General features: G+C 42.0%; 29 protein-coding genes. 4 read left to right on the plus strand and 25 right to left on the minus strand.

Annotation, left to right across the window (positions count from 1 at the left end; translation table 11 throughout):
• The first annotated feature begins 79 nt into the window (after positions 1-79).
• A complete protein-coding gene (locus SHALO_RS10155) occupies positions 80-601 on the plus strand; it encodes a glycine zipper 2TM domain-containing protein (protein WP_069478428.1) in 522 nt (173 codons plus the stop codon).
• On the opposite strand, the gene bioD is transcribed toward SHALO_RS10155, so the two are convergent.
• The 3 genes from bioD to SHALO_RS10170 form a co-directional block, all read right to left on the minus strand.
• The gene (gene bioD / locus SHALO_RS10160) at positions 563-1237 is read right to left on the minus strand and encodes a dethiobiotin synthase (RefSeq protein WP_069478429.1); all 675 of its coding nucleotides are present in this window, start codon (positions 1235-1237) and stop codon (positions 563-565) included. The two genes, SHALO_RS10155 and bioD, sit on opposite strands and share 39 nt — an antisense overlap.
• Positions 1238-1314: 77 nt before the next feature.
• Positions 1315-1737, minus strand: a complete 423-nt coding sequence (locus tag SHALO_RS10165) for a hypothetical protein (RefSeq protein ID WP_069478430.1) — start codon at positions 1735-1737, stop codon at positions 1315-1317.
• A gap of 94 nt (positions 1738-1831) precedes the next feature.
• On the minus strand, positions 1832-2695 hold the full coding sequence (locus tag SHALO_RS10170) for an AraC family transcriptional regulator (protein WP_069478431.1): 864 nt from the start codon (positions 2693-2695) through the stop codon (positions 1832-1834).
• 101 nt (positions 2696-2796) lie between these two features.
• On the opposite strand from SHALO_RS10170, the gene SHALO_RS10175 reads away from it, so the two are divergent.
• Complete coding sequence (locus SHALO_RS10175) at positions 2797-3957, plus strand: aminotransferase-like domain-containing protein (RefSeq protein WP_069478432.1); 1161 nt, start codon at positions 2797-2799, stop codon at positions 3955-3957.
• A gap of 98 nt (positions 3958-4055) precedes the next feature.
• Here the strand turns inward: SHALO_RS10175 and SHALO_RS10180 are convergent, their stop codons facing one another.
• From SHALO_RS10180 to SHALO_RS10265, 18 genes are all read right to left on the minus strand, one after another.
• On the minus strand, positions 4056-4496 hold the full coding sequence (locus tag SHALO_RS10180; protein WP_069478433.1) for a hypothetical protein: 441 nt from the start codon (positions 4494-4496) through the stop codon (positions 4056-4058).
• Positions 4497-5192, minus strand: coding sequence for a DUF4198 domain-containing protein (locus SHALO_RS10185; protein WP_069478434.1), 696 nt, complete (start codon positions 5190-5192; stop codon positions 4497-4499). It lies immediately after the preceding gene.
• Between the two features lie 182 nt (positions 5193-5374).
• A complete protein-coding gene (locus SHALO_RS10190) occupies positions 5375-6235 on the minus strand; it encodes a damage-control phosphatase ARMT1 family protein (protein ID WP_069478435.1) in 861 nt (286 codons plus the stop codon).
• Positions 6236-6313: 78 nt separating this feature from the next.
• Positions 6314-6670: a 50S ribosomal protein L19 gene (gene rplS / locus SHALO_RS10195; protein ID WP_069478436.1), complete on the minus strand. Its 357-nt coding sequence runs from the start codon at positions 6668-6670 to the stop codon at positions 6314-6316.
• Positions 6671-6695: 25 nt separating this feature from the next.
• Complete coding sequence (trmD, locus tag SHALO_RS10200; RefSeq protein WP_069478437.1) at positions 6696-7388, minus strand: tRNA (guanosine(37)-N1)-methyltransferase TrmD; 693 nt, start codon at positions 7386-7388, stop codon at positions 6696-6698.
• The gene (gene rimM / locus SHALO_RS10205; protein WP_069478438.1) at positions 7388-7930 is read right to left on the minus strand and encodes a ribosome maturation factor RimM; all 543 of its coding nucleotides are present in this window, start codon (positions 7928-7930) and stop codon (positions 7388-7390) included. The genes trmD and rimM overlap by 1 nt, the downstream gene beginning before the upstream one ends.
• On the minus strand, positions 7923-8168 hold the full coding sequence (locus SHALO_RS10210) for a KH domain-containing protein (RefSeq protein WP_069478439.1): 246 nt from the start codon (positions 8166-8168) through the stop codon (positions 7923-7925). The genes rimM and SHALO_RS10210 overlap by 8 nt, the downstream gene beginning before the upstream one ends.
• A 2-nt stretch (positions 8169-8170) precedes the next feature.
• Entirely contained in the window at positions 8171-8401 is a 231-nt protein-coding gene (rpsP, locus tag SHALO_RS10215) for a 30S ribosomal protein S16 (RefSeq protein ID WP_069478440.1), read from the minus strand.
• 85 nt (positions 8402-8486) lie between these two features.
• Entirely contained in the window at positions 8487-9827 is a 1341-nt protein-coding gene (gene ffh, locus SHALO_RS10220) for a signal recognition particle protein (RefSeq protein ID WP_069478441.1), read from the minus strand.
• A gap of 275 nt (positions 9828-10102) precedes the next feature.
• Complete coding sequence (locus tag SHALO_RS10225) at positions 10103-10831, minus strand: RluA family pseudouridine synthase (RefSeq protein ID WP_069478442.1); 729 nt, start codon at positions 10829-10831, stop codon at positions 10103-10105.
• A 1-nt stretch (position 10832) separates the two neighbouring features.
• Positions 10833-11984, minus strand: a complete 1152-nt coding sequence (gene waaA / locus SHALO_RS10230; RefSeq protein WP_069478443.1) for a lipid IV(A) 3-deoxy-D-manno-octulosonic acid transferase — start codon at positions 11982-11984, stop codon at positions 10833-10835.
• A gap of 3 nt (positions 11985-11987) precedes the next feature.
• On the minus strand, positions 11988-12710 hold the full coding sequence (locus tag SHALO_RS10235; protein WP_025345395.1) for a zinc ribbon domain-containing protein: 723 nt from the start codon (positions 12708-12710) through the stop codon (positions 11988-11990).
• A gap of 14 nt (positions 12711-12724) precedes the next feature.
• Positions 12725-13444, minus strand: coding sequence for a Nif3-like dinuclear metal center hexameric protein (locus tag SHALO_RS10240; RefSeq protein WP_069478444.1), 720 nt, complete (start codon positions 13442-13444; stop codon positions 12725-12727).
• Positions 13444-14301 carry a glycine--tRNA ligase subunit alpha gene (gene glyQ / locus SHALO_RS10245; RefSeq protein WP_069478445.1) on the minus strand — a complete coding sequence of 286 codons (858 nt, stop codon included), beginning with the start codon at positions 14299-14301 and terminating at the stop codon, positions 13444-13446. The genes SHALO_RS10240 and glyQ overlap by 1 nt, the downstream gene beginning before the upstream one ends.
• A gap of 25 nt (positions 14302-14326) precedes the next feature.
• Positions 14327-14815 (minus strand): DUF3972 domain-containing protein, encoded by a 489-nt coding sequence (locus tag SHALO_RS10250; RefSeq protein WP_069478446.1) that lies wholly within the window; start codon positions 14813-14815, stop codon positions 14327-14329.
• Between the two features lie 11 nt (positions 14816-14826).
• On the minus strand, positions 14827-15321 hold the full coding sequence (gene purE / locus SHALO_RS10255) for a 5-(carboxyamino)imidazole ribonucleotide mutase (protein WP_069478447.1): 495 nt from the start codon (positions 15319-15321) through the stop codon (positions 14827-14829).
• A gap of 3 nt (positions 15322-15324) precedes the next feature.
• A complete protein-coding gene (locus tag SHALO_RS10260) occupies positions 15325-16590 on the minus strand; it encodes a peptidase U32 family protein (protein WP_069478448.1) in 1266 nt (421 codons plus the stop codon).
• Entirely contained in the window at positions 16591-17328 is a 738-nt protein-coding gene (locus SHALO_RS10265) for a chemotaxis protein (protein WP_069478449.1), read from the minus strand.
• Between the two features lie 91 nt (positions 17329-17419).
• On the opposite strand from SHALO_RS10265, the gene SHALO_RS10270 reads away from it, so the two are divergent.
• Both SHALO_RS10270 and glnA read left to right on the plus strand, forming a co-directional pair.
• Positions 17420-18199, plus strand: a complete 780-nt coding sequence (locus SHALO_RS10270; protein WP_069478450.1) for a histidinol-phosphatase — start codon at positions 17420-17422, stop codon at positions 18197-18199.
• A gap of 71 nt (positions 18200-18270) precedes the next feature.
• Positions 18271-19701 (plus strand): type I glutamate--ammonia ligase, encoded by a 1431-nt coding sequence (glnA, locus tag SHALO_RS10275; RefSeq protein WP_069478451.1) that lies wholly within the window; start codon positions 18271-18273, stop codon positions 19699-19701.
• 209 nt (positions 19702-19910) lie between these two features.
• Here the strand turns inward: glnA and SHALO_RS10280 are convergent, their stop codons facing one another.
• The 4 genes from SHALO_RS10280 to maf are packed head-to-tail and all read right to left on the minus strand — an operon-like array spanning position 19911 to position 24173.
• A complete protein-coding gene (locus SHALO_RS10280; protein ID WP_069478452.1) occupies positions 19911-21836 on the minus strand; it encodes a penicillin-binding protein 1A in 1926 nt (641 codons plus the stop codon).
• A complete protein-coding gene (locus SHALO_RS10285; protein ID WP_025345405.1) occupies positions 21833-22528 on the minus strand; it encodes an ATP-binding cassette domain-containing protein in 696 nt (231 codons plus the stop codon). Before SHALO_RS10285 ends, SHALO_RS10280 begins: the two co-directional genes overlap by 4 nt.
• A complete protein-coding gene (locus tag SHALO_RS10290) occupies positions 22525-23616 on the minus strand; it encodes an aminotransferase class I/II-fold pyridoxal phosphate-dependent enzyme (protein ID WP_069478453.1) in 1092 nt (363 codons plus the stop codon). Before SHALO_RS10290 ends, SHALO_RS10285 begins: the two co-directional genes overlap by 4 nt.
• Positions 23617-23618: 2 nt before the next feature.
• Positions 23619-24173, minus strand: a complete 555-nt coding sequence (maf, locus tag SHALO_RS10295) for a septum formation inhibitor Maf (protein WP_069478454.1) — start codon at positions 24171-24173, stop codon at positions 23619-23621.
• Between the last annotated feature and the right edge of the window lies 1 nt (position 24174).

The raw sequence follows: 24174 nt of genomic DNA on the forward strand, positions 1-24174 counted from the left end.
TAATAACAAATTTTGACTGTAAGTTTCGTTAACACTTCGTTCAATTGCATGTGCTACAATTCGCAAATAAGGAGTAAACATGAAAAAAATCTTTTATGCGTCACTTCTGCTTTTAGGTTCTCTCCTTTATGCGGAGACGCTCAATCTAACAGAAGAGGTACGCGTCATAACCAGTAAACCAGAGTACCGTATGGTCAACTCACGGGTTCCATACCAAGAGTGTTGGGATGAGCAAGTTGAAGTGCATTATGCTCCACAACCGTCCAATGATGGCAGCGGCGTAGCGGGTGCGCTCATTGGTGGTGTCGCAGGCGGTGTTTTAGGGCATCAAGTGGGTGGTGGTAGAGGTAACACAGCAGCAACCGTGGGTGGTGCCATCGTAGGAACCTTGGTGGGTAAAAATCTTGCAGAAAATGCAACGAGCACACCGCCACCTCCAGGATACCGCATAGAGAGACGTTGTGCGACTCGTTATGAAGAGAAAAGTATGGAACAATTTATGGGGTATCGCAACACGGCGAACTATAAAGGTCAGACGATTGTTAAGTATTCGGACAAACCCTTAGAGTTTATCCGCTTGAACGTCATGGTAACGTACTAAACTCTTCAAAATTTCATCCATATCGTCTTGGACTGAGAGCACTCTGCCAAATACTTTTTTGAAAAATGGCAGGGTGGTTTCATCAAAAGAGGCACGATCTCCTTTAAAATTAACACACCACTCATAATCATCCACACCTAAACCATCCAGCAGATGCAGATTGAGCAAAATATCGTTGATGCAGCCGAGTTGATCGTGCCCGACGAGCAGTGTTTTGGCATTAAACAGACGAATAAAATCGTACATGTAAAGATCTTCTTCAATGGGAACCAAAAGCCCGCCCGCCCCTTCAATCAAGACAATATCGCACAGCGCTTCGATCTTGGCATACGCACTCTCTAACAATTCCAAACTCACTTTTTTGCGTCCTTTTGCCACAAAGGGCGCCGCAGGGAGTTCAAATTGATAGGGCACAATGTCACGAAGTTTTAACACTTCTAGGGCAGGATGATACCGTTTTGCCGTTTCAAAAAGCAGTGTGGCATCCACAGGATGCGTCACAACACCCGTTTCTATCGGCTTCATAACACCGACTTTAAATCCTTTGGCACTCAGTGCTTCTAAAAGTTTTAAGGTTGTGTAGGTTTTACCAACATCGGTGTTGGTGGCAGTAATAAAAATGGGGGGATATTTCATAGAAAACTTCTTTTTTTGCGTTATTATAGCAAAAATGTTTTAGTGCTAGGACGCTTTTTGTGCGTCCTAGCACGGATTTAGCCTATGAGATAACGCGTTAAAAAACCAAGAGACGCGGCAACGATGTGCGGTGCTCCGAACAAAAACGTTGCAAAAACTTGAACAAGAATGCTTTTTTTAAGCTTCATTCCAAAGATAATCAGCGTTCCAATAAACGTTGTGGCAAAAATGTAGGAGAGTGCATGCGTTAGCTCATACGAAGGGTCGTACTTAATGCTTGCAAGGGCTAGGGAAATCACATACGCCGTGATAAAATACCCGATAACATTCGTAAGTGTTTCATAGCGTTGAAACTTCTCGTAAAAATCTTCCACACTCGGAGGCGGCAACCCTTTAGACTCTTTGAGCTTTTTAGACGCGATAGCCCTTTTTTCAAAGAACAGGAAGGCGAATAAATTCAAGGCAACGCCAAGCGGAACGATTAAGAACAGTGCATCCATAACAAACTCCTTGTCTCATTTTCGTGATATGTGAAGATTGTAACTTTCGTTTGTTTGGGGGTTGCTTAAAAGAAATCATTAATCATAATTTATACTACTTAAATCGTACGGGCACACAAAAATCCAGATCAAACAGCTCATCAGCCTCGATAAAATGGTTTTTACGGTACAAGGCAAACGAAGGAAGTGCCGCTTTTTCATACACACTTTTTGGCAACCAATCGTGGTAAATCACATCCATATATTTTTTCAAATCACCGTATTTTCCTTGCAGTGAAAAAACCGCACAAAATGTAGGAGGAATACGCATCACGCCCACTTCACCGCTTCGGTAAAATTTTTGGTGCGATGGAAGCTCTAAACAGGCGACATAATGGCACTGGGATGATTCCACAAAGCGAGGATTACTGTGATGCAGACCGGTCATCTTTTGCTGTGCAAAATCAATGCCTTCGTGAAGCGCCCATGCTTGAAGTTTCAACCATGCCATCTTAATGCTACGATCGTACCCTTTGTGCCGCACATATGCCACATCAAAACTGGGCATCGAGCAGATCTTTACATGTAAAGGGGTATTTGCAAACGTATAGTCCCTGTTTTCATTGGCACGATCGACTTCGCGCCACTTCGTTGGGGTCACACCAAAGTTCTCTTTAAAGGCTTGTGAAAACGAAGCATTGGAGCTAAAACCTACCTCATGCATAATGTGCGTGATCGTCGCATCGGGGTTAAACAGCAGCAAATTAGCAGCATGCTCAAGCTTAACGCGCTTAATGTACGCATGCACACTCTCTTTGATCTGCTCCTTGAAAATACGGTTAAAGTGAAACGGTGACATCGCCACCAAAGAGGAGAGCTCCTCGACACTAAAGTTTTTTCCAATAGCGCCATGAATGTAAAAAAGTACCTCATTGACACGCTCAATATGGTCATTTTTCGTGTTTATTTTGTGTTTCATGCCACAATTATAGCACAAATGGACAAAGCTAATCCCTCATTTTAGATGGCACAGCACTCGAAGAAGCGCTATAATACGATACATTTTAACAAAGGCTAGACATGCAAACCAAATTTGCAAAACGTGTTACCACGGCGTCACGTTCATTTACCCGTACCATCTTAGATTTAACGGCACAAAGTTCCATCATCTCGTTTGCAGGTGGACTTCCTGATGCGGCACTTTTTCCACGAGAAAACATCGAAAAACATGCCAAAGAACTCTTCAAAACCGAAGACAACCGTCTGTTCCAATACAGTAACGCTTCGGGCGTTGAAGCACTCAAAGTGGAAATCGCTAAGAAATACGTCAACACCACTTCAGCGCAGATCATGCTCACCAACGGCTCGCAACAAGGGCTTGATTTGGTCTGTAAAACCTTTTTGGATGAGAAAGATTGCATCATCGTCGAAGACCCAAGTTACCTAGCCGCCCTTGGACTTTTTCACATGTACAACGCGACCATCAAAGCCGTTCCCCTCAGCTCAAAAGGCGTTGATACGGAAGTTTTGGAAGTTTTGTTTCGAGATTATTCGCCTAAGTTTTTCTATACGATTCCTATTTTTCAAAACCCAACAGGTTACTCGTATACGTTAGAAAATCGTCACGAAGTGGTACGTTTGGCTCAAAAATATAACGTCATTTTACTCGAAGACAGCCCGTATGAAGCGCTTCGTTATGACGGTGTTCAAACCACAGCTTTTGCGGATTTGCTCCCCGAACTGACCATCGCACTGGGAACGTTTTCTAAAACACTCGCCCCTGATTTTCGCATCGGCTGGATGAAAGCACCCCAAGAGATTATCAGCGCGCTAACGCTCTCCAAAGAGAGCACGGATCTGCAAAACTCAAAGTTTTTCCAACACATCTGTGCCAAAATGATGCAAAGCGGTGAGTTGCAAGAACATACCAAAACACTGATCGCATACTACCGACCCAAACGCGATGCGATGGTTAATGCACTGCATAAGCTTTTTGGTGATAGCATCGAATTTGTCGTACCGGAGGGCGGAATGTTCATTTGGGTGAATTTTAAAAAATGCGCTGATAGTATGAAACTTTTTGATGTGGCAATTAAAAAAGGAGTTGCCTTTGTTCCAGGAAGTGTTTTCTTTGCCGATAAACGCGTCACCTCTTATGGAAGACTCAACTACACCAACTCAAGCCTTGAGCAGATTGAAACGGGTGTTAAAAAGCTTTACGAGGCGTATCAAAAAGTCTAGCACCAAGGGGGCATGGGCTTTCTGCCAAAGATTACCTAGTGTTAACGTAGTTTTTAAAGCTTTGCTTTAAAAGCGTGTCAAGAGTAAAGAAAGAGGGATTACCCTCTCTCTTTCTTTACATGTAAACGTGCTTTCCATGCCAAAAGCAGTCCAAAAAATCCTACAATTAAACTGATTCCTGAGATAATTTGCGCGTATTTGGTAAACAGTGGCGCAGACTCCCAGATCATCACATGATTTTGATCCACTTCAAAGCTGATGTTAAAAAGATGCCCCCCATGGTCACTTCCTGGTGTTGCAACGAGTTTCCACATCCCCGCACGATCGGGCACAAAAGCGACAATCCCATTTTTATCACTCTGCCCTTCTTGAAACGGCAAGCTCGCATTGGGAGCATACAGCGTATACGGAGCATAAGAAGCAGGCTCTGAGCCTAAGAGCAGTTGAACCGCCATCGCACCCTCTTTAAACGAGTGCTCAACACTGTGCGCAAAAAGTGACGATGAAAAGATACAAAGCAAAATCCAAAGAAGTCGCATCTATTTCACCGTAAAGGAGAGACTACTTTGAATCGTCACAGCGTCTACGGAAGGATCTGCATATTGTTGTGCATAATATTTTGCTGCTACAATAAAGAGCCCTTTTTTCTTCACAGGAATCTGCGCAATGCCGTACGCGTCGGTTTTATAACCAGGTTCTTCCTCATCACTGCTTTCAAAACCAGCGTTGGCTAAAGGTACGCCCTCTTTTAAAACAAGCACAGGAAAGGTATCGCCCACTTTAAGCATCAACGGGTTCACAAGAGGAACAACCTCCATGTAAAGACCCACAGGCTTGCTAAACGCTTCATTCCAACTAAAGAGTGTTTTGCTAAATTTATGGCTTTTGAGTGTCCCAAAAACGACACCTTTGGCTTGATTAGCACTCACATGCTCAAACCCTTTGGTTCCTTTAACCCAATGCCCTGCATCAAAAGAGAAGCTCATCATTCCCACATCCGCATCGGTTAAAATCTTAGGCACGCTACTACTGTAATCAATCCCAGCCGAAATCGGTTTTCCGTTCACACCAAACGCTTTAACCCCTTTGAGTTGCTCTTTCGCATAAGGCTCAAATGTTTCATGATTCCAGTAGATAGCCTCATAGCTATTCTCCTTTTTGGATGCCACAACTTGATGGGCAAAACAGACGCTGGCGGTAAAAACGCTCAAAAGCAACAATGAAAAAACTTTCACGAAAACTCCTTGAAGATGAATTAAAAAGTATTTATAAATAATACTAATTTAAATAAAATCATATATTATTCATGCTTAATAAAAACTATAAATACGTATTATTTATTAATGCGAGAATATGCACGACTCAGGAACGTTAAAATTCAGAGGAAATTGAGAAAAAAAGGGAAAGGGAAGAGAGTCTAAATACCGTGTTTACAGATGATTGATCCAAGCGCTGCACCCACAGCTTGCGCAACCACATCGCATTTTACTTTAAAAAGAAAGAAAATCGGAAGCCCTTTGGTTTCACCCAAGCATTCGTAATTTCCCATCCCTTTAGCAATGATACACTCCGCTTTTTCAAAAATGCCACGAGCCTCTTCATTCATCAGCTCCAACACAAGCCCAGGAGTAGGAACGCCACTATCCACAATCATTGCGATTTCATCCATTCTTGAAGCTAGTGCGTCTTTACATGTAAGATCATTGATGATCGGTCGTCCACGCACAAAATAGTAGACTTCAATGGTTGGATAGAGTTTTTGGATGGTTTGAATGTAGAGTTTATCGAAGATCTCTTCGCCCGCATTATCGGCTAAATAGACCAGTGTTTGTGTGTGTTTCAGTTGCGCTTCAAGCATTTTAAAATCATCAATCGCAAAGGGCGTATGGTAAATCTTCTCCAGCTCCTCTTCAAGATCGTACAACATCACCGCCGCAAGGTCGATCACATTGCCAGCTACTGCTGTTTTGGTCGCTTCAAAAAGCGTGTTAGCACTCGCATTTATTTTGGCTTCGCACAAAGGAAGAAAGGCTTTGGCTTTTTCGGAAGAGGCTTTTTTGAAATCCGCGTACAAATCATCGACGTTTAAAAGTTCTGCCATCGCTTCGTACAAAGGAGCAGCATTCATGGGAGGATTTTGATTCATATCGAAGTTTTTGATCTGCTGATGGGCAATGGCATCAATCAAAAGCGCTTGTTCATCGTTTACATGTAAAAGTTCACACACGCGTTTGGTCTGGTCATAAATACAGGTTAAACAGCGCTCTTGAATTTTCATGTGATTCTTTTAGAAAGATTTGAGGAAGGGGAAAGAAGGAAAGGCAGTATCACCATTCGTGTTACTGCCCAAAAAGTATTATTTTCTAAGTTCTCTAATTTTTGCAGCTTTACCACGTCTATCTCTAAGATAGAAGAGTTTCGCACGACGTACAACACCACGTCTAAGAACAACGATCTCATCAATACTATCAGAGTAGATTGGGAAGATTCTCTCTACACCAACACTGTTTGCACCGATTTTTCTTACCATGAAAGTCTCGCCCGTACCCGTACCACGTCTTGCAATACAAATACCTTCAAAATTTTGAACACGTTGTTTATCGCCTTCAATAATTTTTACGGCAACTCTAAGTGTGTCACCTGCTCTAAAAGCTGGAACATTTTTCTCAGCAATTTGTCCTGCTTCAAAAGCTTCAATAAATTTATTTCTCATTAATTATCCTTTTTGTTCATTCATTCTAATGCTTCGCGCTAAAGCGAGAAAACAGATCGGGTCTGAAATATTTTGTCTTAGATTCAGACATTTTATTTTTTAAGCTTGTGATTTTAGCGTGGTTTCCCTTTAAAAACTCTGAGGGCACGGATTTACTTTCATAAATCGGCGGCTTTGAGAAACACGGCGCCTCTAAAAGTGGGCTCTCAAAACTCTCCATACTCAAAGAGTCCTCGTTTCCAAGAACACCTTTAATATTGCGACTAATCGCATCACTCATCACAAGACTCGGAAGTTCTCCTCCCGTTAAAACATAATCGCCTATGCAAAAAAGCTCATCGGCAAATGTTTCGATGACGCGCTCATCAATTCCCTCATAACGACCACTCACAAAAACCAAATGTTTTTTCTTTGCGAGTCGTTTAGCATCATTTTGTGTAAAGAGTTTTCCAGAAGGTGTCGGGAAAATAATATACGCTTCAGGGGATGAGTGTTTGATGGAACGTAAAAGATCAAACAGCGGTTGAGGAAAAAGCACAAGACCTGCTCCACCACTGGCTTGATAGTCATCAACTTTACCATGTTTGTTCAGCGTATAATCGCGTGGATTAAAAAACTCAACACTCAAAAGCTCTTTGGCAATGGCACGTTTTAAAATGGAGTCTTCAAAATACGAAGCGATCAACCCTTCAAAGAGTGTCACATAGGAAAATCGCATTAAGAGTTCTCCAAAATTCCTAAACCATCTTTGCTTAGAACCTCTTTTTTCGCCTTGTCAAACGTTAGAATATAACGCTCAATATAGGGCAAATAAAAGGTCTTAGAAAGCCCTTTTTTCACCAATGCCTCATCGGTTTTGATGACCAAATAATCAGTCGCTGCAATGCGCTCAATCTGATCCACTGTACCCAAAAGCGTTCCATCATCATCATCAATCACGTTTGCATCAATCAGGTCAAACCAAAAGAATTCACCCTCTTGAAGCGCACACTCACTGATGGAATTTTCCTGTGTTGTCAGCAAAAAAGTATTGACCAATTTAGCGGCCGCTTCTCTGCTTTGATACCCAACAAACGAGATAAGACCACGCGCTTGATGAAACGAAAAGACTTCAAGTGTCTCACCTTTTTGTGTGGTAAACGTTTTGCCTTTTTTAAACTGTTCGGGAAAGTCACATTGGAGATGAAGTTTAAGCTCACCTTTCAGACCCACGAGTCGCCCGATTTGAGCGACTTCAATGAGGGAAGATGGGTTATTCATCGTTAGCTTTGACAGTCACTCGATACGAGATGCCATCTTTAGCTTTACATCCAGAGATAAGCGTCTTGAGTGAATTGATCATTTTGCCATCTTTACCAATCAACTTACCGGTATCAATTTTATCTGCATAGATGACAACTTCACAAAATGTTCCATCAACATCGCTTCGCTCAACGCGGACACCTGCTGGATTGTCTACCAAAAGCTTGGCAAACTCTTCGAGAAATTTGTCAACCATGTTTATTTACCCGTGATTTTAGCAACCCTGTCACTAAGCTTTGCGCCAACACTTTTCCAGTATGAAAGTCTCTCCGCATCAAATTTGATGACTTGTGGCTCTGTTAATGGGTTGTAGTAACCAATCGTCTCGATTGATCCACCATCACGTTTTTTTCTACTGTCTGTTACGACGATTCTGTAAAATGGAGTTTTATTTCTACCCATTCGTGTTAATCTTACAACTGTTGCCATTTTTATGGTCTCCTTGAATTTGTTGATAGTTTTTTACAACTTAGCTTTACATGTAAGCTTACATGTAAAGCTAAACCGTCACACCTTAACGAAGATGTGCGTGTTTGCTTTGTGAGAGCATATTTTGAAGATCTTGCATTCCCTTTTTACCTGAGAACTTTTTCGCCATCTTCGCAGCATTTCCAAACTGCTTTAAGAAACGATTGACTTCCACTTGCGAAAGACCTGAGCCTTCTGCAATACGTCTTTTTCGACTGTTATTGAGTAATTCTGGATCTTCACGCTCTTTTTTCGTCATCGAACCAATCATCGCTTTAATGCGTTTCATCTCAACCGAGTTTTCCATATCGACATCTTGAAGCTTGCCTGCCATTTGCGAAAGTCCTGGAATCATCCCAATGAGTGATTTCATACTTCCAAGCTTTTTCATCTGCTCCATCTGGTCTAAAAAGTCATTAAAGTTAAACTGTCCTTTTTTGATTTTTTGGGTCATTGCTTTGGCTTGTTTTTCGTTAATGATGCCACTGGTCTTTTCAGCCAAGGTTTCAAGATCGCCCTCACCCATCAAACGACTGACAATTCGATCAGGTATAAAATGCTCTAAATCTGCAACTTTTTCGCCCACACCGATAAATCGAAGAGGAACATTGGTCTGCTCCGCAATACCAAGAGCAACACCACCCTTACCATCGCCATCAAATTTACTTAAAATGACCCCACTGAGTCTGATTTTTTCATGAAACGTCACCGCACTTTTAACGGCATCTTGACCCGTCATAGAATCTGCTACGTAAAAGATCTCATCAGGAGTGAGCTCTTTTTTAATGGCTTCAAGTTGATCCATCAGCTCTGCATCAATGGCTAAACGACCTGCTGTATCGACTAAAACAACATCGTACAAGCCTTCTTTGGCTTTTTTCATCGCATTTTTAGCGATACTCACAGGATTTGCAGTCGCATCCTCAAAGTAAAGATCGATCTCATTGGCAGAACAGAGTTGGCGCAATTGCTCAACCGCCGCTAAACGTTGAAGATCGCACGCAACGACTAAGACTTTTTTTTGTTTGAGTTTAAGATAATTGGCTAATTTTACGGTTGTGGTTGTTTTACCACTTCCTTGCAAACCGACCATCAACACGGTGGTTGGAGGCTTGGAAGCAAAAACAAACCCTTGATGTCCTGGAACGGTTAAAATTGTGGTTAAATTTGTTTTTAATGAGCGTAAAAAATTGACTTGACCAATTCCTTTTGCTTTCGTCTCCAACTCAACTTGACGCAGTAAATCACGTACAATTTTATGGTGAACATCGGCTTTGAGAAGCGCTTTTTTAAGGTTCTCTAGAGCACTTTTTAACGACTTTTCATCATCACTGAAACGTATTTTATTGATCGCTGATCGAAACGAATCGGTTAAAACTTCAAGCACAAACTTATCCTTTAAAATCTATATAAAACGCTTTACACGTCTTTAAAGCAAAGCTTCAAAAACTACGTTAACACTGGGTAATCTTTGGCAGAATGCCCGCGCACCTTTGGTGCTCACGCTATCACATCTACCTGCTTTTTTGCAAAGGAATGCAATTTTACAAAACAAATACTTTAAACTAAATTAAACCTTAAAACATAGTGACCTATTTAGAACTTCAGAATGCCACTTGAAGCCCATTTTCAGGGCTCATCAAAGGCTTAACTCTTTTTTTCTCAAACGCTAAATTTAATAAAATCTTCAGGTTCTTTTGTCTGAAAAATATAGCCCAACAACATAATTTTTGAAGCATGCAACATCAAACGTTTATGAGGACGTCCACCGTATTCAGTGTCACCCAAGATAGAAGCGCCGATGCTTTTTAAATGCACCCTGATTTGATGCGTTCGGCCTGTTTCGATGCGCACTTTGATTTTGGAGCGTTTGCCCTCATACATCAAAGGTTCAACATGGCTGATCGCCTCTTTGCCTTCACTGCTGATCTTGCTGTAAGCGGTATTGCCTTTTTTGATCGTCATAATAGGCGCATTGATCTCCATGGCTTCCACGATTTTTGCTTCCACAATGGCTAAGTACTCTTTTTGCACTTCACGCTTTTTAAACGCGATGACCGCTTTTTGGCGAAACTCATCGTCTTTGGTTAAGAGTAAAACCCCACTGGTTTCGCGATCAAGTCGGTGCAGAAGAGGCAATTTTTTGATCTCTGCAACCTCTTCTGAGGTCATGAAAGCTGGCTTATCCACTGCCATGATGAATTCATCTTCAAAAATGACTTTGATCGGTGCAATTTTTTCAACTTTAAATTTCGTACTCGAACTGAGCTCTCCACGTGCGACACTGACTTTTTTACCCGCAGCGTACACAACGCCACGATCGATCAAATCTTTTGCCGCACGGTTTGAGATGCCTTCTTGCAAGGCTAATAATTTATAGGCTTTTTCCATTTTAACTTCCTAATATTTGCTCAAGGAGTGGCGCAATGTCACTACGATGAGAGATAGCACTCTTGGGGTAATTCTCGATACTATCAAAAATGTTTTTTAGATCTTCAATGTTACATGTAATGCTATTTTCAACCGCTTCAAAAAGCACTTTCTGATTAAAAATAGACGCGCCACTAATGAGTTTGACTCCAAAAAAAGCAGGTTCTAGCGGATTATGTCCACCCACACCTTCCACAAAGGAACCTCCTAAAATCACAATATCTGCAATCGCATAGAGATTAATGAGTTCACCCATTGTATCGCACAAAATAACATCGGCATCCAACGTAGGCTGCTTCGATAAACACGCATAACGTTTGCCCTTATTTTGAGCATATTCGCTTAAAAACAGACCTACCTTTGAAAATCGTTCAGGATGCCTAGGAACGACAATGAGCTGATCGTTTGGCAAGAGGTTCACATGCGATAAGATCAAAGCCTCTTCACCCTCATGCGTACTTGCCACAACCACAATGCGTTTACCCTCAGCTTTAGCATACGCATGACTCAGGGTGTACGTACCAAACATTTTGATATTTCCACTGACTTGAACCGACTTCGCACCCAAATGCTGAAGCCTTTGCGCATCTTGCTCACTTTGTGCCAAGACAAGATCGATATGGCTCAAAATCCAACGATAGACCCAAGCAAAACGCTGATACGAAGCATACGAGTGATCGGATATTCTAGCGTTCAGTAAAACGGTTCGCATCCCTTTGGCTTTGGCGACGATAAACAACAAAGGCCAAAGCTCTGCCTCCATCACGACCAATACCTTTTGCTTGCGTATCCAAAACGGTAAAAAAATCTCAAAAGGCAGATAGCGAACCTCCGCCTTTGCATGTTTACACGCTTCATGAAACCCTGTTTGGGTGATCACGCTCAGGCGAATGGAAGATGGATCAATTTTCTCTATCAAAGGGCTAAGGGAGCGAACTTCACCAAAAGAGCACGCATGAAACCAAATGCCATCTTCTGAAAAAGAAGGATTGTTTTTCAAGAAAAAGCGTGCGGGAATCGAATCTTTGTATTTAGGCTTAAAGCGAAGGTACAGTAAATACGGCAACGCTAAGAGATAAAGAAGCGTTGCCAAAACGTAGTACAGAAAGTTCAAAGCTTACGCCTGTGCTTCCTCTGCGATCTCTTTGTATAAAATACGACCACAATGTGGGCATGTCACGATGTCATCTTGTTTTAAAACACTGGCATACGTTTTGTCATTCATACGCATAAAACAACCGTAACATGCCTGTTTTTTCACAGGAACAACGGTTGTATTTTCCGCCCATTTACGAATTTTTTGGTAAAACGTTAAGATTTTTTGACTCATCTGCACAACGAGTTCATCTTTGGATTGATACACATTTCTGCGTTCTTCTTCAATCGCTTGGATCTGAGAATCAATGGAAGCTTTAATCTCTTCGGCTTCTTTAACCGCCTCTGCGATCTTCTCTTGCAATCCTGAGATATTGGTCTGTTTAAGATCAATAATTTTATCTAAACGGTTGATTTCGTCATTGGCAAAATCACACTGCTCTTTTGAAATTTCCTCTTCAAGTTGAAGGGCTTTAATCTCTTTGGCTGTTTTTACCAACGCACTTTTTTTGGTAAGATCTTTAAGTTTGGAAGAAAGTTCCGCAAGATGTGCTTCATTTTTTGCTTTTTTAAGTTTAGCGTCTGCAATGTCCGCTTGAAAAGACTCTGCTTGGAGTTTTAAATCTCTCTCTTTGTCTAAAGAAAGCTTCAACATTTTCTCAACTTTGGCGATACGTGGACCAAAATCGTCGATCTCTTTGTCTAACTTGGAAAGCTCAATTAACTGCTCTAAATATTTATTCATATTGGTTTTGTCCTCTATTTATACTCAAACGGATTTTTAGAATTTGACATTATAGCCTTTAATGGCAAATTTTTCAAATATTGGGCTAAACACTCTGGGAAATAGCGCTCCGACTCAAAGTGCCCAATGTCAATTAATGAGAGATTATTTTCTTTTGCTTCCATCGCTTGATGGTACTTAAGATCACCGCTTAAGAAACAATCCGCTTCAATTTTGGAGATTAAATCTCCCCCTGCTCCTGTCGTAATCGCACAACGCCCAACCCACTCTTTCGCTCGTACAATTCGTAAATTTTCAATGCCTAAAACATGCTTTACATGTAACGCCAAATCATCCAAACGTTGGTTCACCTCACAGTAGGCTACAAACTCGTTACTTTCGACGATTTCAAAGCCTAGTTTTGACGCCACAAACGCATTAAGATGCGAAAGATCAAAGTTCGTGTGCATCGCGATCAAACTAATTTTTTTTTGCACCATAATTTGAATCAGATTGGAAGGATATTTCGCAAAATTGAGCTGTTTTAAACTGCTAAAAATAAGTGGATGATGCGTTATAATCAGTGAATTTTCAGCTACCTCTTCTAACAGAGCGCTATCGACATCAAGGCTCAGATAAATTTGTTCTACCTCATCCTCACGACTTCCGATGAGAAGACCGCTGTTATCCCAAGATGCTTGCGTGGCAAAGGGGCTCAGTGTGTCTAAAAAATCGTACAGTGCCCCTACTTTCATTAACCGACCACTTCTTTGTATTTGACAGCACACCCTTTGGCAAGTTCACGAATTTTTAAAATGTAGTTTTGACGTTGTGTCACTGAGATCGCTTTGCGCGCATCAAGCACGTTAAACGTATGCGACGCCATCAAACAGTAGTCATACGCAGGCAATGGCAAATTCTCTTCCAAACAGCGTTTGCACTCGACTTGCGCGTTTTCAAATTGATCAAACAGCATGGAAACATTGGCGATTTCAAAGTTGTATTTGCTAAATTCATATTCGCTCTGTTTATGCACATCGCCATAGGTGGTTACACCAAATTGGTTCTCATTCCAGACAAGATCAAACACCGACTCTTTTTCTTGCAAATACATCGCCAAACGCTCAACACCATAGGTAATCTCAACAGGAACAGGACTGCAAGGAATACCACCTACTTGTTGAAAATAGGTAAATTGTGTCACTTCCATACCATCCAACCACACTTCCCAACCAAGACCCCAAGCACCCAGTGTGGGTGATTCCCAGTTGTCTTCGACGAAGCGAATATCATGTTTTTTGATGTCAAGTCCTAGCATCTCAAGGCTTTTTAAGTAAAGCTCTTGGATGTTGTCAGGACTTGGCTTAATGAGCACTTGGAACTGGTAATAACTTCCTAAACGGTTTGGATTTTCACCATAACGGCCATCTGTCGGTCTGCGGCTTGGGGCCACATAAGCTGTTGCCCAAGGTTTAGAGCTCAAGCTTCTTAAAAACGTTGCGTTATGAAAGGTTCCAGCACCGGCTGGCATATCATAAGGTTGAACAATCGTACAGCCTTGATCTTGCCAAAAAGATTGGAGGTTTAAAAGCATTTGACTAAAGGTTAACACTATCTTTTCCTTTTACATGTAAAGATTATTTTGAGGGTGGCGTATAGCCTTCAACGGCTTTATTCCACATCATTTTGTATTTTCGTTTGGTAAATTCCAGCTCGTCTTGTAACAATCCAAGCTGTTTGCTCAGTGTCTCGATCACTTTACGGTCTTCATCACAAAGCTCTTGCATCGAAAAAAGAGCCTCTTTTAAAAAGCGGTTTTCACCTTTGAGCGCGTCTAGCGTCTCTTCTTTGGCATCCAAAACTTTTTCATGCAGGCTTAAAATTGCCCCCACAGTTTTTTCCACAAATTCAGAGCTTAGACTCACGGATGAACCTTCATACGTTTCATCTAGCACAATCCCTTTGGTCGCAGGAATCAGTGCTTGCGCACTACGGCTCACTTCCACAAAGCACTGTCCCTCTTCTTCTTTGCTCGTGAGTTTTCCCTCATCAATCAATGACCTGATGGCAGAAATATCCAAATTCATCAACCCGCTAAACTCTTCAATTTCCATCCAACTGTTCATTGTTTTGCCCCTTATAGGATAATCTCAATCCCCGCAGAATCGGTTTCAACTTTTTTTGCTTTTAAAATGCGATCTTCTCTTAGTTTCGCCGCCAACTCTTCATCCGCAAGGGCTAGAATTTCCATTGCTAAATACGCACTGTTAATAGCCCCTGCTGAGCCAATCGCCACCGTACCTACTGGCATACCGCCAGGCATCTGAACGGTGCTTAAAAGTGCATCCATGCCCTCCATAACGCCACCTTTCATCGGAACACCAATGACGGGTTTTGTTGTAAGCGAAGCTACGACACCTGCTAAATGTGCTGCCATGCCCGCCGCGGCAATAAAGACTTTCGCCCCTTTGGCTTCCGCATTTTTGACATACTCATGGGTTCGCGCTGGACTTCTATGCGCTGAAGAGACGATGATCTCATGTAAGACGCCAAATTTTTCAAGTGTCTTTGCGCACTCTTCCATCACGGTATAATCACTTTTACTTCCCATTATAATAGAAACGAACTTCACGTTTTATCCTTTTACTTTTGCTCTTAAAAATGTAAACCCTGGTAAGGTCGTTGGCAAGACAATCGCATTGACATTGCCGCTGTGAATCTCATCAAACACTTTACCATTCGGTGTTTGAAGCTTTTTAAAGGATATTTTCCAAAGCCCCTCTTCTTCAAAAATCGTGCCGATGTCATTGTCCATTGCTTCAATTGAAAGATGAGCTGGCATCACCAAATCATACTTTACATGTAAAGCCAAAACATCCTTACACAAACAGGTCGCACCATCTTCACTGACTTGAGCCACCACTTGGTGAGTGCCTTCACTAATCGAGTGCGCTAAGTTTTGGGTGTCGTTTTTCTCAAACGGACGGTTCACCAAATAACCATCGCTAAAGCCTCGGTTTTTTGTTGTATCGAGCTCTGCTGTGTATTTAGTCGCATCAAACTGGTTCGCGTAATAATCCTCAATCGCTTGACGGTACGTTTTTGTTGTAATGCCAACATAATACGAACTCTTGGTTCGCCCTTCGATTTTCAGTGAATCAATGACACCCGAATCAAGTATCTCTTTGACATGCGCACTTAAATTGAGGTCTTTCGCATTCATAATGTGCGTACCCTCTTCACTCTCTTCAATGCGAAACAGCGTTCCACTCTCTTCGTTATGTGCGTAAAGTGTATAAGGGAAGCGACAGTCATTGGCACAGCTTCCGCGGTTTGAGACCCGTCCACTTTGTACGGAGCTAATCAAACAGCGACCACTGTAGGCAAAACACATCGATCCATGCACAAAAACTTCTAATTCTAAATGCGGCAGATGCTTTTTGATCTGCTCCAAATCTTTCAAACTCACTTCTCGCGCTGCGATAATGCGCTTCACGCCCATATCTGAATAGACTTCGGCGTCAAGGTAACTGAGCACATTGGCTTGCGTGGAGAGGTGAATCGGAATATGGGGTGCAATTTTATGCGCTAATTTAATGACACCTGGAGCTGCTACAATAAACGCATCCGGTTTCATCGCCGCCACACGCTCAATATGCTTTTCAAGTAAAGGAATCTGTGCATTAAACGGAAACCCATTCACGGTTGCATGCAGGTGTTTGCCTTGTGCGTGCGTGTAGTTGATCGCCTCTTCAAAACTCTCGTAGGTAAACTCCTTGCCTGAGCGTATGCGAAGGGAGAAGTGACTAACTCCCGCATACACGGCATCTGCGCCATAAGCCAGCGCTATTTTTAACTTTTCAAAATTTCCAGCAGGAGAAAGCAGTTCGACGTTTGACACCTATTTCTTTCCTAAACTAGCAATTAATGCTTCAATATCTTCACTGCTCACAACATCTTCCGTTGTCTCATCGCCGTGAATATGCACTGCAGAACTGACACGTTTTGAATCATCTTTAGAGCCTTCAAACAGTGCGCTCATGTATTTAGAAAGGGCACGCATAACGTTAATAACACGCTCGATTTTTTGGCGGTGAATATCTTGGTACTGCATAATGTCCATCGTCATCATGATCTCATCTTCTGCCATTTGGGCATTCATCAAAAGATCTTCGACGCGATCTTTCATCCCTTTGTTATCATCAAGCGCTTTTTGAAACTGATCGATTTTAGGAAATTTTGTCACCAACGTTTCAAAAAGTGTGATGTTGGTCTCAATCAGTTTAATGACCTCTTTGGCATTCGCTTCCGCGCTCATCATAAAATTACTAACGGTTTCAAGTTTGTCAAATACCTGAGTCGCTTTGATCTCAGAGTCTTTGGTCACGTCGTCAAGCTGATGCACCATTTTATGATCATCCGTTGGTGGTGGTGGAGGCCAAGACATCGTGGAGGATGGTCTGTATTCATGCATCATTTGGGTTGCTGCTTTATCTTTTTCAACTTCTAAAGCCTCACTGTCCGACATTGCATCTTCGTCTGATTCTAGACTCTCTTCAATGGCACTTTGGGCAGGTGCAGCATCGTCCATTTCATCTAAATCGCCCGCCATCAAAGCATCAAGTTCTTCTTGCGTCATAAGCTTTCTCCTCAAAATGACAAATTATGGTCTATTATAGTGAACTTTTTATATAATTTAACTTTAAGACCCTGATACAAGGAAGCCTGCCATGATGATTGATTTACATAACCACACCCCTTTGTGCAACCACGCAGATGGAAGCATTGAAGCGTATGTGCAAGCCGCCATAGAAAAAAAAATAGATGTTTTTGGCTTTTCCGATCATGCGCCTATGAACTTTGATGAGGCGTATCGTATGGATTTTTCACAAATGGAAAATTATGAAAAAGATGTTTTACATGTAAAAGAAACCTACCACGATCAGATCCAAATTTTGCTCGCCTACGAGGTTGATTTTTTAGATGGATACGTTGATGAGCGTGTGCTGAAACGTCCTGTTGATTATTTTATAGGCTCTGTCCATTTTTTAGGCGCTTGGGGCTTTGACAATCCCGAATTTATCGGAGAATACCGCACCAAAAACATTGATGAAGTGTGGGAACGCTATTTTGCAGCGATTGAAGCCATGGCAAAGAGCGGATTATTTGATATTGTGGGGCATTTGGACTTGATTAAAGTCTTTAATTATCTGCCCAAAAAAGATGTCAGACTCATCGCAAAAAATGCCATAAAAGCGATTAAAAAAGCCAATATGACCATCGAGCTCAACGCAGCTGGCTTTCGTAAACCTGTGGGTGAAGCGTACCCAAGTCATCCCTTGATGGAGTTGATCGCAGAACAGGATATTCCTATTACTTTTGGATCCGATGCGCACACTGTTCAACATATTGGATTGCGCCAAGAAGAATTGCGTTTGATCGCAAAAGCATTTGGGTATAAAAAATGTGCAACTTTTGAAAGCAGAGATCGAATATTGGTTAATTTTTAAGCACACTATTCGGCTTTATTTTCAGCTCAATCTGATAAAATTACTGAAATTTAAAATCTAGGAGTTACACCATGGGTAAATTCGTTAACAGTGTTGAAGAATTTTTCAAATACTGTGCTGACAATGAAGTAGAATTTGTCGATTTTCGTTTCACTGACATGAAAGGAACATGGCATCACCTTACATATACTATGGAAGCAATTAGTGCTGAATCTTTCGCAAATGGTATTCCATTTGATGGCTCTTCTATCGATGCTTGGCAACCAATCAACAAATCAGATATGCTCCTTAAGCCTGAAGCTGAAACAGCATTTTTAGATCCTTTTACGGCTGATTCGACGGTTGTTGTTTTCTGTGATGTTTTCGATATTTACAAAGGAGAACTTTACGAGAAATGCCCAAGAAGTATTGCGAAAAAAACATTAGCATACCTTGCAGAGACAGGTTTGGGTGATGTTGCATACTTTGGACCAGAAAATGAATTTTTCGTATTTGATGATGTTAAAATCAGAGATGAAATCAACTGTTCTTACTACGAAGTCGATTCAGAAGAAGGTGCTTGGAATAGCGCTAAAAACTTTACCGATGGTTATAACACAGGTCACCGCCCCGGTACAAAAGGTGGGTACTTCCCCGTTCAACCAATCGATTCTATGGTAGATTTACGTGCTGAAATGGTACAAACACTCAAACAAATTGGTCTTGAAGTTTTCGTTGTTCACCACGAAGTTGCTCAAGCACAAGGCGAAATCGGCGTTAAATTTGGCTCACTCATTGAAGCAGCTGATAACGTTCAAAAATACAAATACGTTGTTAAAATGGTAGCTCACCTTAACGGTAAAACAGCAACCTTTATGCCAAAACCACTTTACGGTGACAATGGTAACGGTATGCACGTTCACCAATCTATCTGGAAAAATGGCAAAAACATGTTCTACAAAGCTGGCGAATATGCAAACCTTAGCGACATGGCACGTTGGTACATCGGTGGTATCTTAAAACATGCACGTAGTGTTGCAGCGTTTACAAACCCATCAACCAACTCTTACAAACGTTTGATCCCAGGATTTGAAGCACCTTCAATCCTTACCTACTCTATGCAAAACCGTTCTGCATCATGTCGTATCCCTTACGGTGCAGGTGAGAAATCGGTTCGTGTTGAGATGCGTTTCCCAGATTCAACGTCTTGCCCATACCTTGCATTTGCTTCTATGCTTCTTGCAGGCATTGATGGTATCAAAACAAAAGCTGAGCCTGTTGGACCAATGGATGAAGATTTGTTTGAATTGACACTCGATGAAATTAGAGAAAAAGGTATTAACCAAATGCCTCATACCCTAAGAGGTTCACTTGAAGCGTTAATCCGTGACAATGAGTATCTTAAACCGGTTATGACACCAGAATTTTTGGATACCTACCAACACTACAAATTTGAAACTCAAGTTTGGCCAGATGAGGCTAGACCAACAGCGTTTGAATTCAAAACAATGTACTCTTGCTAATCATTTTATTTTAACACGCTTTTGGGGCTAAGCCCCAAAAGCTACGCTACGCTATGCACTAAAGCTTGCCTCTTCGAGGCAGAATTAAAATCTTCGTTCGCATTATTTCTCTTAACACTAAAAATGGTTTTTCATTGTTTTACATGTAAACGTGTTTGGCACACACATCGAAGGGCTGAAAACCACGTTTCCGTGGCTTCCAAAGTATATTAGAACATCAAACCACCCTCTTCTTTTAACTCCTTGGTGCTGCTCTTTGGAAACGGGGAGACGTCGGTAAAAAACTCTGTCGTACCATCAACTTTTCGGGCATTGACACCTTCTGGCATCTTAAATTCACGTGTGGTTTCAGGATGCAGTTCCACATACTTTGTCATAAAATGTTTAAATGCAGGTGCGGCTGAACGACCTCCCGTTTCGCCTTTTTTAAGTGGGGTATTGTTGTCATTACCATACCACGTGAGCACTTCAATATCAGGAGAAAAACCACAGAACCAGACATCCACACTGCTATTGGTGGTTCCTGTTTTTCCTGCGATTTCAATACCTGGTACTTGGGCATTTCGACCCGTTCCGCGCTTAACGACCTCTTTCATCATATCGATCATCAAATAACTCTGTTTGGGTGAAGTAATGGTCTGACTTTTGGTCTCATAGATTTTCTCAACGCCTTGACGATTGATCACTTTTTTAACCATTAATGGCTCTGTTTTCACGCCGTAATTGGGGAACATAGAGTAAAAGCTACTGTATTCCAGTGGCGAAATACCAAAACTTCCTAAGGCAAGCGTCAAATCCATCGCAATATTTTTAAAACCATCTTTTTTGAGCTCTTTGTAGACACTGTCCATTCCTAAAAGCGATAAAAGGTTGATCGTAGCAAGGTTCCGCGAATGCACCAACGCCTCTTTGAGTGTGATCAACCCCTCAAAATCATTTTCATAGTTTTTCGGTTTCCACTCTTCATCGGTTTCACTGTTCACATAGGTACGCGAAATATCAGGGATTTCAGACAGTGGTGAATAGCCCCAATCCAAGGCTTTTTGATACAAGAAAGGCTTAAAGCTTGAACCGGGTTGACGCTTGCTTTGCGTTGCTCGGTTAAAACTGCTTTTTGAATAATCAATGCCACCCACAAGCGCTAACACATTGCCCGTGTTGTTTTCCATAACGACCATCGCACCATTAAGCTCTGTTGCATTGGCATCTTTTCCCAGGCGAGAAACCATGCCTTTGTACCCAACATTAAGGGATTCGTGTGCGAGTTGTTGCATCTTAAGATCAATCGTAAGGTAAATTTTATACCCACCTTTTTTAATATCGTCGTACTCAGAAGCTAAGCTTTTAATCACTTCATCGACCACATAAGGGGCACGATTGCGTGTTAAGGTCTCATCATACACCATTGGATGCTCTAAGGTTGCTTTGGTGTATTCAGCCTCGCTGATCCAGCCCAGTGAGTAGAGACGATTGACGACTTGGTTGGCCCGGCTTAGGGAGAGATCCATATGTTTTGTCGGATCATACGAACTAGGCGCTTTGGGAAGTCCCACTAAAATCGCGATCTCTTTGATGCTGAGTGCGTCTAAATTTTTATTAAAATAGCCGTGTGCCGCGGTTTTAATGCCGTAATAACCGTGCCCAAAATAGACATGATTAAAGTAACGCTCTAAAATCTGCTCTTTGGTCAATGCGGCTTCAACCGTGTAAGCAAGAATCGCTTCGTTGATTTTACGGGTCAATGTTTTTTGACGGGTTAAAACGGTATTTTTGATGAGCTGTTGGGTGATCGTACTTGCCCCTTCAACCAGTTTCATGGCGTGAATATCTTTGATCAGCGCTCTAAAAATCGCTTCAATATTAATACCATTGTGCTCAAAAAACGAGGTATCTTCTGTGGCAACCAGTGCTTCAATGACACGCGCAGGAATGTCGTGATACGCAACATAAAGTCTGTTTTCATCATCAAAAAGATTGGCAACAAGATCGCCATTGCGATCGTAAATTTGTGTAGTTAATTTTGGGTTATAGTCAATAATCTTATCGGCATCAAACCTAATTTGTGCGTATAAAAAGATAATCGCCATCACTGCTGCAAATCCAAGCATGGTTAAAATGGTTATAATGTATTTCACTCTCTAAAACTCCTTTGTCTAAATCCAGACGCCAAAAGCTGCTTCGTGTACGCCTCTTTTGGATCGTTTAATATCTGCTGGGTCAAACCAGACTCAATGATTTTCCCGTTTTTAATAATACCCACTTCATCGCATAAATGCTCAATCGTTCCAATGTCATGCGTCACAAAAAGCAGATCAAACCCGCACTCTTTTTGAAGCGTTGCGATCAACTCCAAAACCGTGGTTTTACTCTCTTCATCCAGTGCCGTTGTTGGCTCATCCAAAAGCAGTAACCTTGGCTCAATGCTCAGCGCCATCGCGATGATGAGGCGTTGTAACTGCCCACCACTGAGCTCTGAGGGAAAGCGGTCCAAAAAGTCCACATCCAAATTGACCATGCGCAGGTATTTTTGGGCTCTCTCAAGTGGTGCCATAAACTGCTTTTCGATTTTGGTGAGTGGAGAGAGCGCTGTAAAAGGGTTTTGAGGCACAAAAGCGATGCTCTCTCCTCGTTTGAGCTCATAGCTGGCATTGTACGACAGTGTGCTCTTTAACTCATGCGGTAACATGCCCAAAAGTGCTTTGAGTGTCAAACTTTTTCCACTACCACTCTCCCCAATCAGCGCAAACGATCGCGCAAACGAAAAGCTTACATGTAAAAGGGTTTTAGCTTTATGTTGAATCACAAGCTCTTTACATGTAAAGCTCAAAATGACCCCTTGTGGATAAGAGAACACAACACACGAAGCTGTTCTACACTTTCACCCAAACGAGGGATGATGCGCAAAATGGGCTTTGGAACGGTGGGTGGGCGAATCGCTCCGACCAAAAATCCCTCGTCGATCAAGCTTTGCTGAACACCCAACGCATCCGCTCCAGCAGATAAAGGATACGAGCAAATCAGTCCATCCATTTTAACACCTACACATTCATCCACAACCTTTTGACGCTCAGCAATATCGGCTTTGAGTTTAGCTCTGTTTTTAAGAATGTACAGCAACCCTTGATAGCCTAGGGCAATATCAAACAAAGAGGGTGCTGTGGTATAAATAATCGCTTTAGCACGATTTTGTAAAAATTCAGCAATATGCTGTGAACATAAAATATACGCACCATAACTTCCGAGCGCTTTTCCAAGGGTTCCCATTTTGATATGGTTGGCTTTGGGGGTAATGTGAAAGAGATCAAACACACCTCGAAGATTTTCACCGACAACGCCCACACTGTGTGCTTCATCGACAATTAAAATCGCGTTATAACGATCGGCTATCTCAAAAATATCAGGATTTAGAAGATCGCCACTCATCGAATAAATGCCCTCAACCGCGATAATAATGCGGTTGTGGTTGTGCGTGTTAATCAGACTCTCTAAATGATTGGCATCGTTGTGGTTAAACATCAACACTTCCGCATCGACCGTTTTAGAAGCGACCATGCCACTCGCATGATACTCTTCATCCAAGATCAAAAGATCACGTTTGCGTGGTAACGCTTCAATGAGTGAAAAATTGGCTAAAAAACCACTGCCGCACACAAGAGCGGCTTCAAAACCGTTATGGCGCATTAAAAATGCTTCAAACTCTTCATGAATAGGATGATAGCCATTGACCAAGATAGACGCCTTGGGCGCGTGGGTTTTATACATCGAAACTTGCGCCACAGCGCGTTCAAAAAGGGTGTGATTTTGTGCAAAACCAAGGTAGTCGTTCGAGCTAAAATCCACCAAAGATTCATCGTAAAGCTTACGGCTTCGGTAGCGATTGGCTTTGGTGATGGCTTGAAGTTCGTTTTGATACATGGTTACTGGGGTAAAAAGGGCAGGAGTTTTTCAACGCTGAGCCCCATGGCGGTACTTTCCAGCCCCACCACCTCTTTGATGTAAGATTTGCAAAAGCCTTCCACCATGCACGCTCCCGCTTTACCCTTCCACTCATCGCTTTCTAAATAATCCTGCAGTGCTTTGGGCTCAAATGGCAAGAAAAGATAGTCCGTTGTGGAGAGATCAATAAGCTCAATCGTTTTGGATTTGTAAATCATACAGCTCAAAATGCTCACCGTGTTGCCACTTTGTGCCTCTAAAATGCGCTTGGCATCGGTTTTATCTTTGGCTTTACGCAAAATCTGCCCATTCGCCGTGACCACGGTATCGGCGCACAAAACAGGCATTTCCAAGTCGTACTGCTCAAGGTAACTTTGCATTTTTCCCTTGGTTGCATGGTAGACAAAATGTGCGGGATCAGCGATGCGAAGGCTCTCCTCGTCAAACCCAGCATCTCGTTGGATGAACGGAACGCCAAACTTAGTAAGCAGTTCTGCGCGCGTAATGGAAGAGGAGCCAAGCACGATCGTTTGCATC

Origin of the sequence: Sulfurospirillum halorespirans DSM 13726 (assembly GCF_001723605.1) — a bacterium.
Lineage (GTDB): Bacteria > Campylobacterota > Campylobacteria > Campylobacterales > Sulfurospirillaceae > Sulfurospirillum > Sulfurospirillum halorespirans.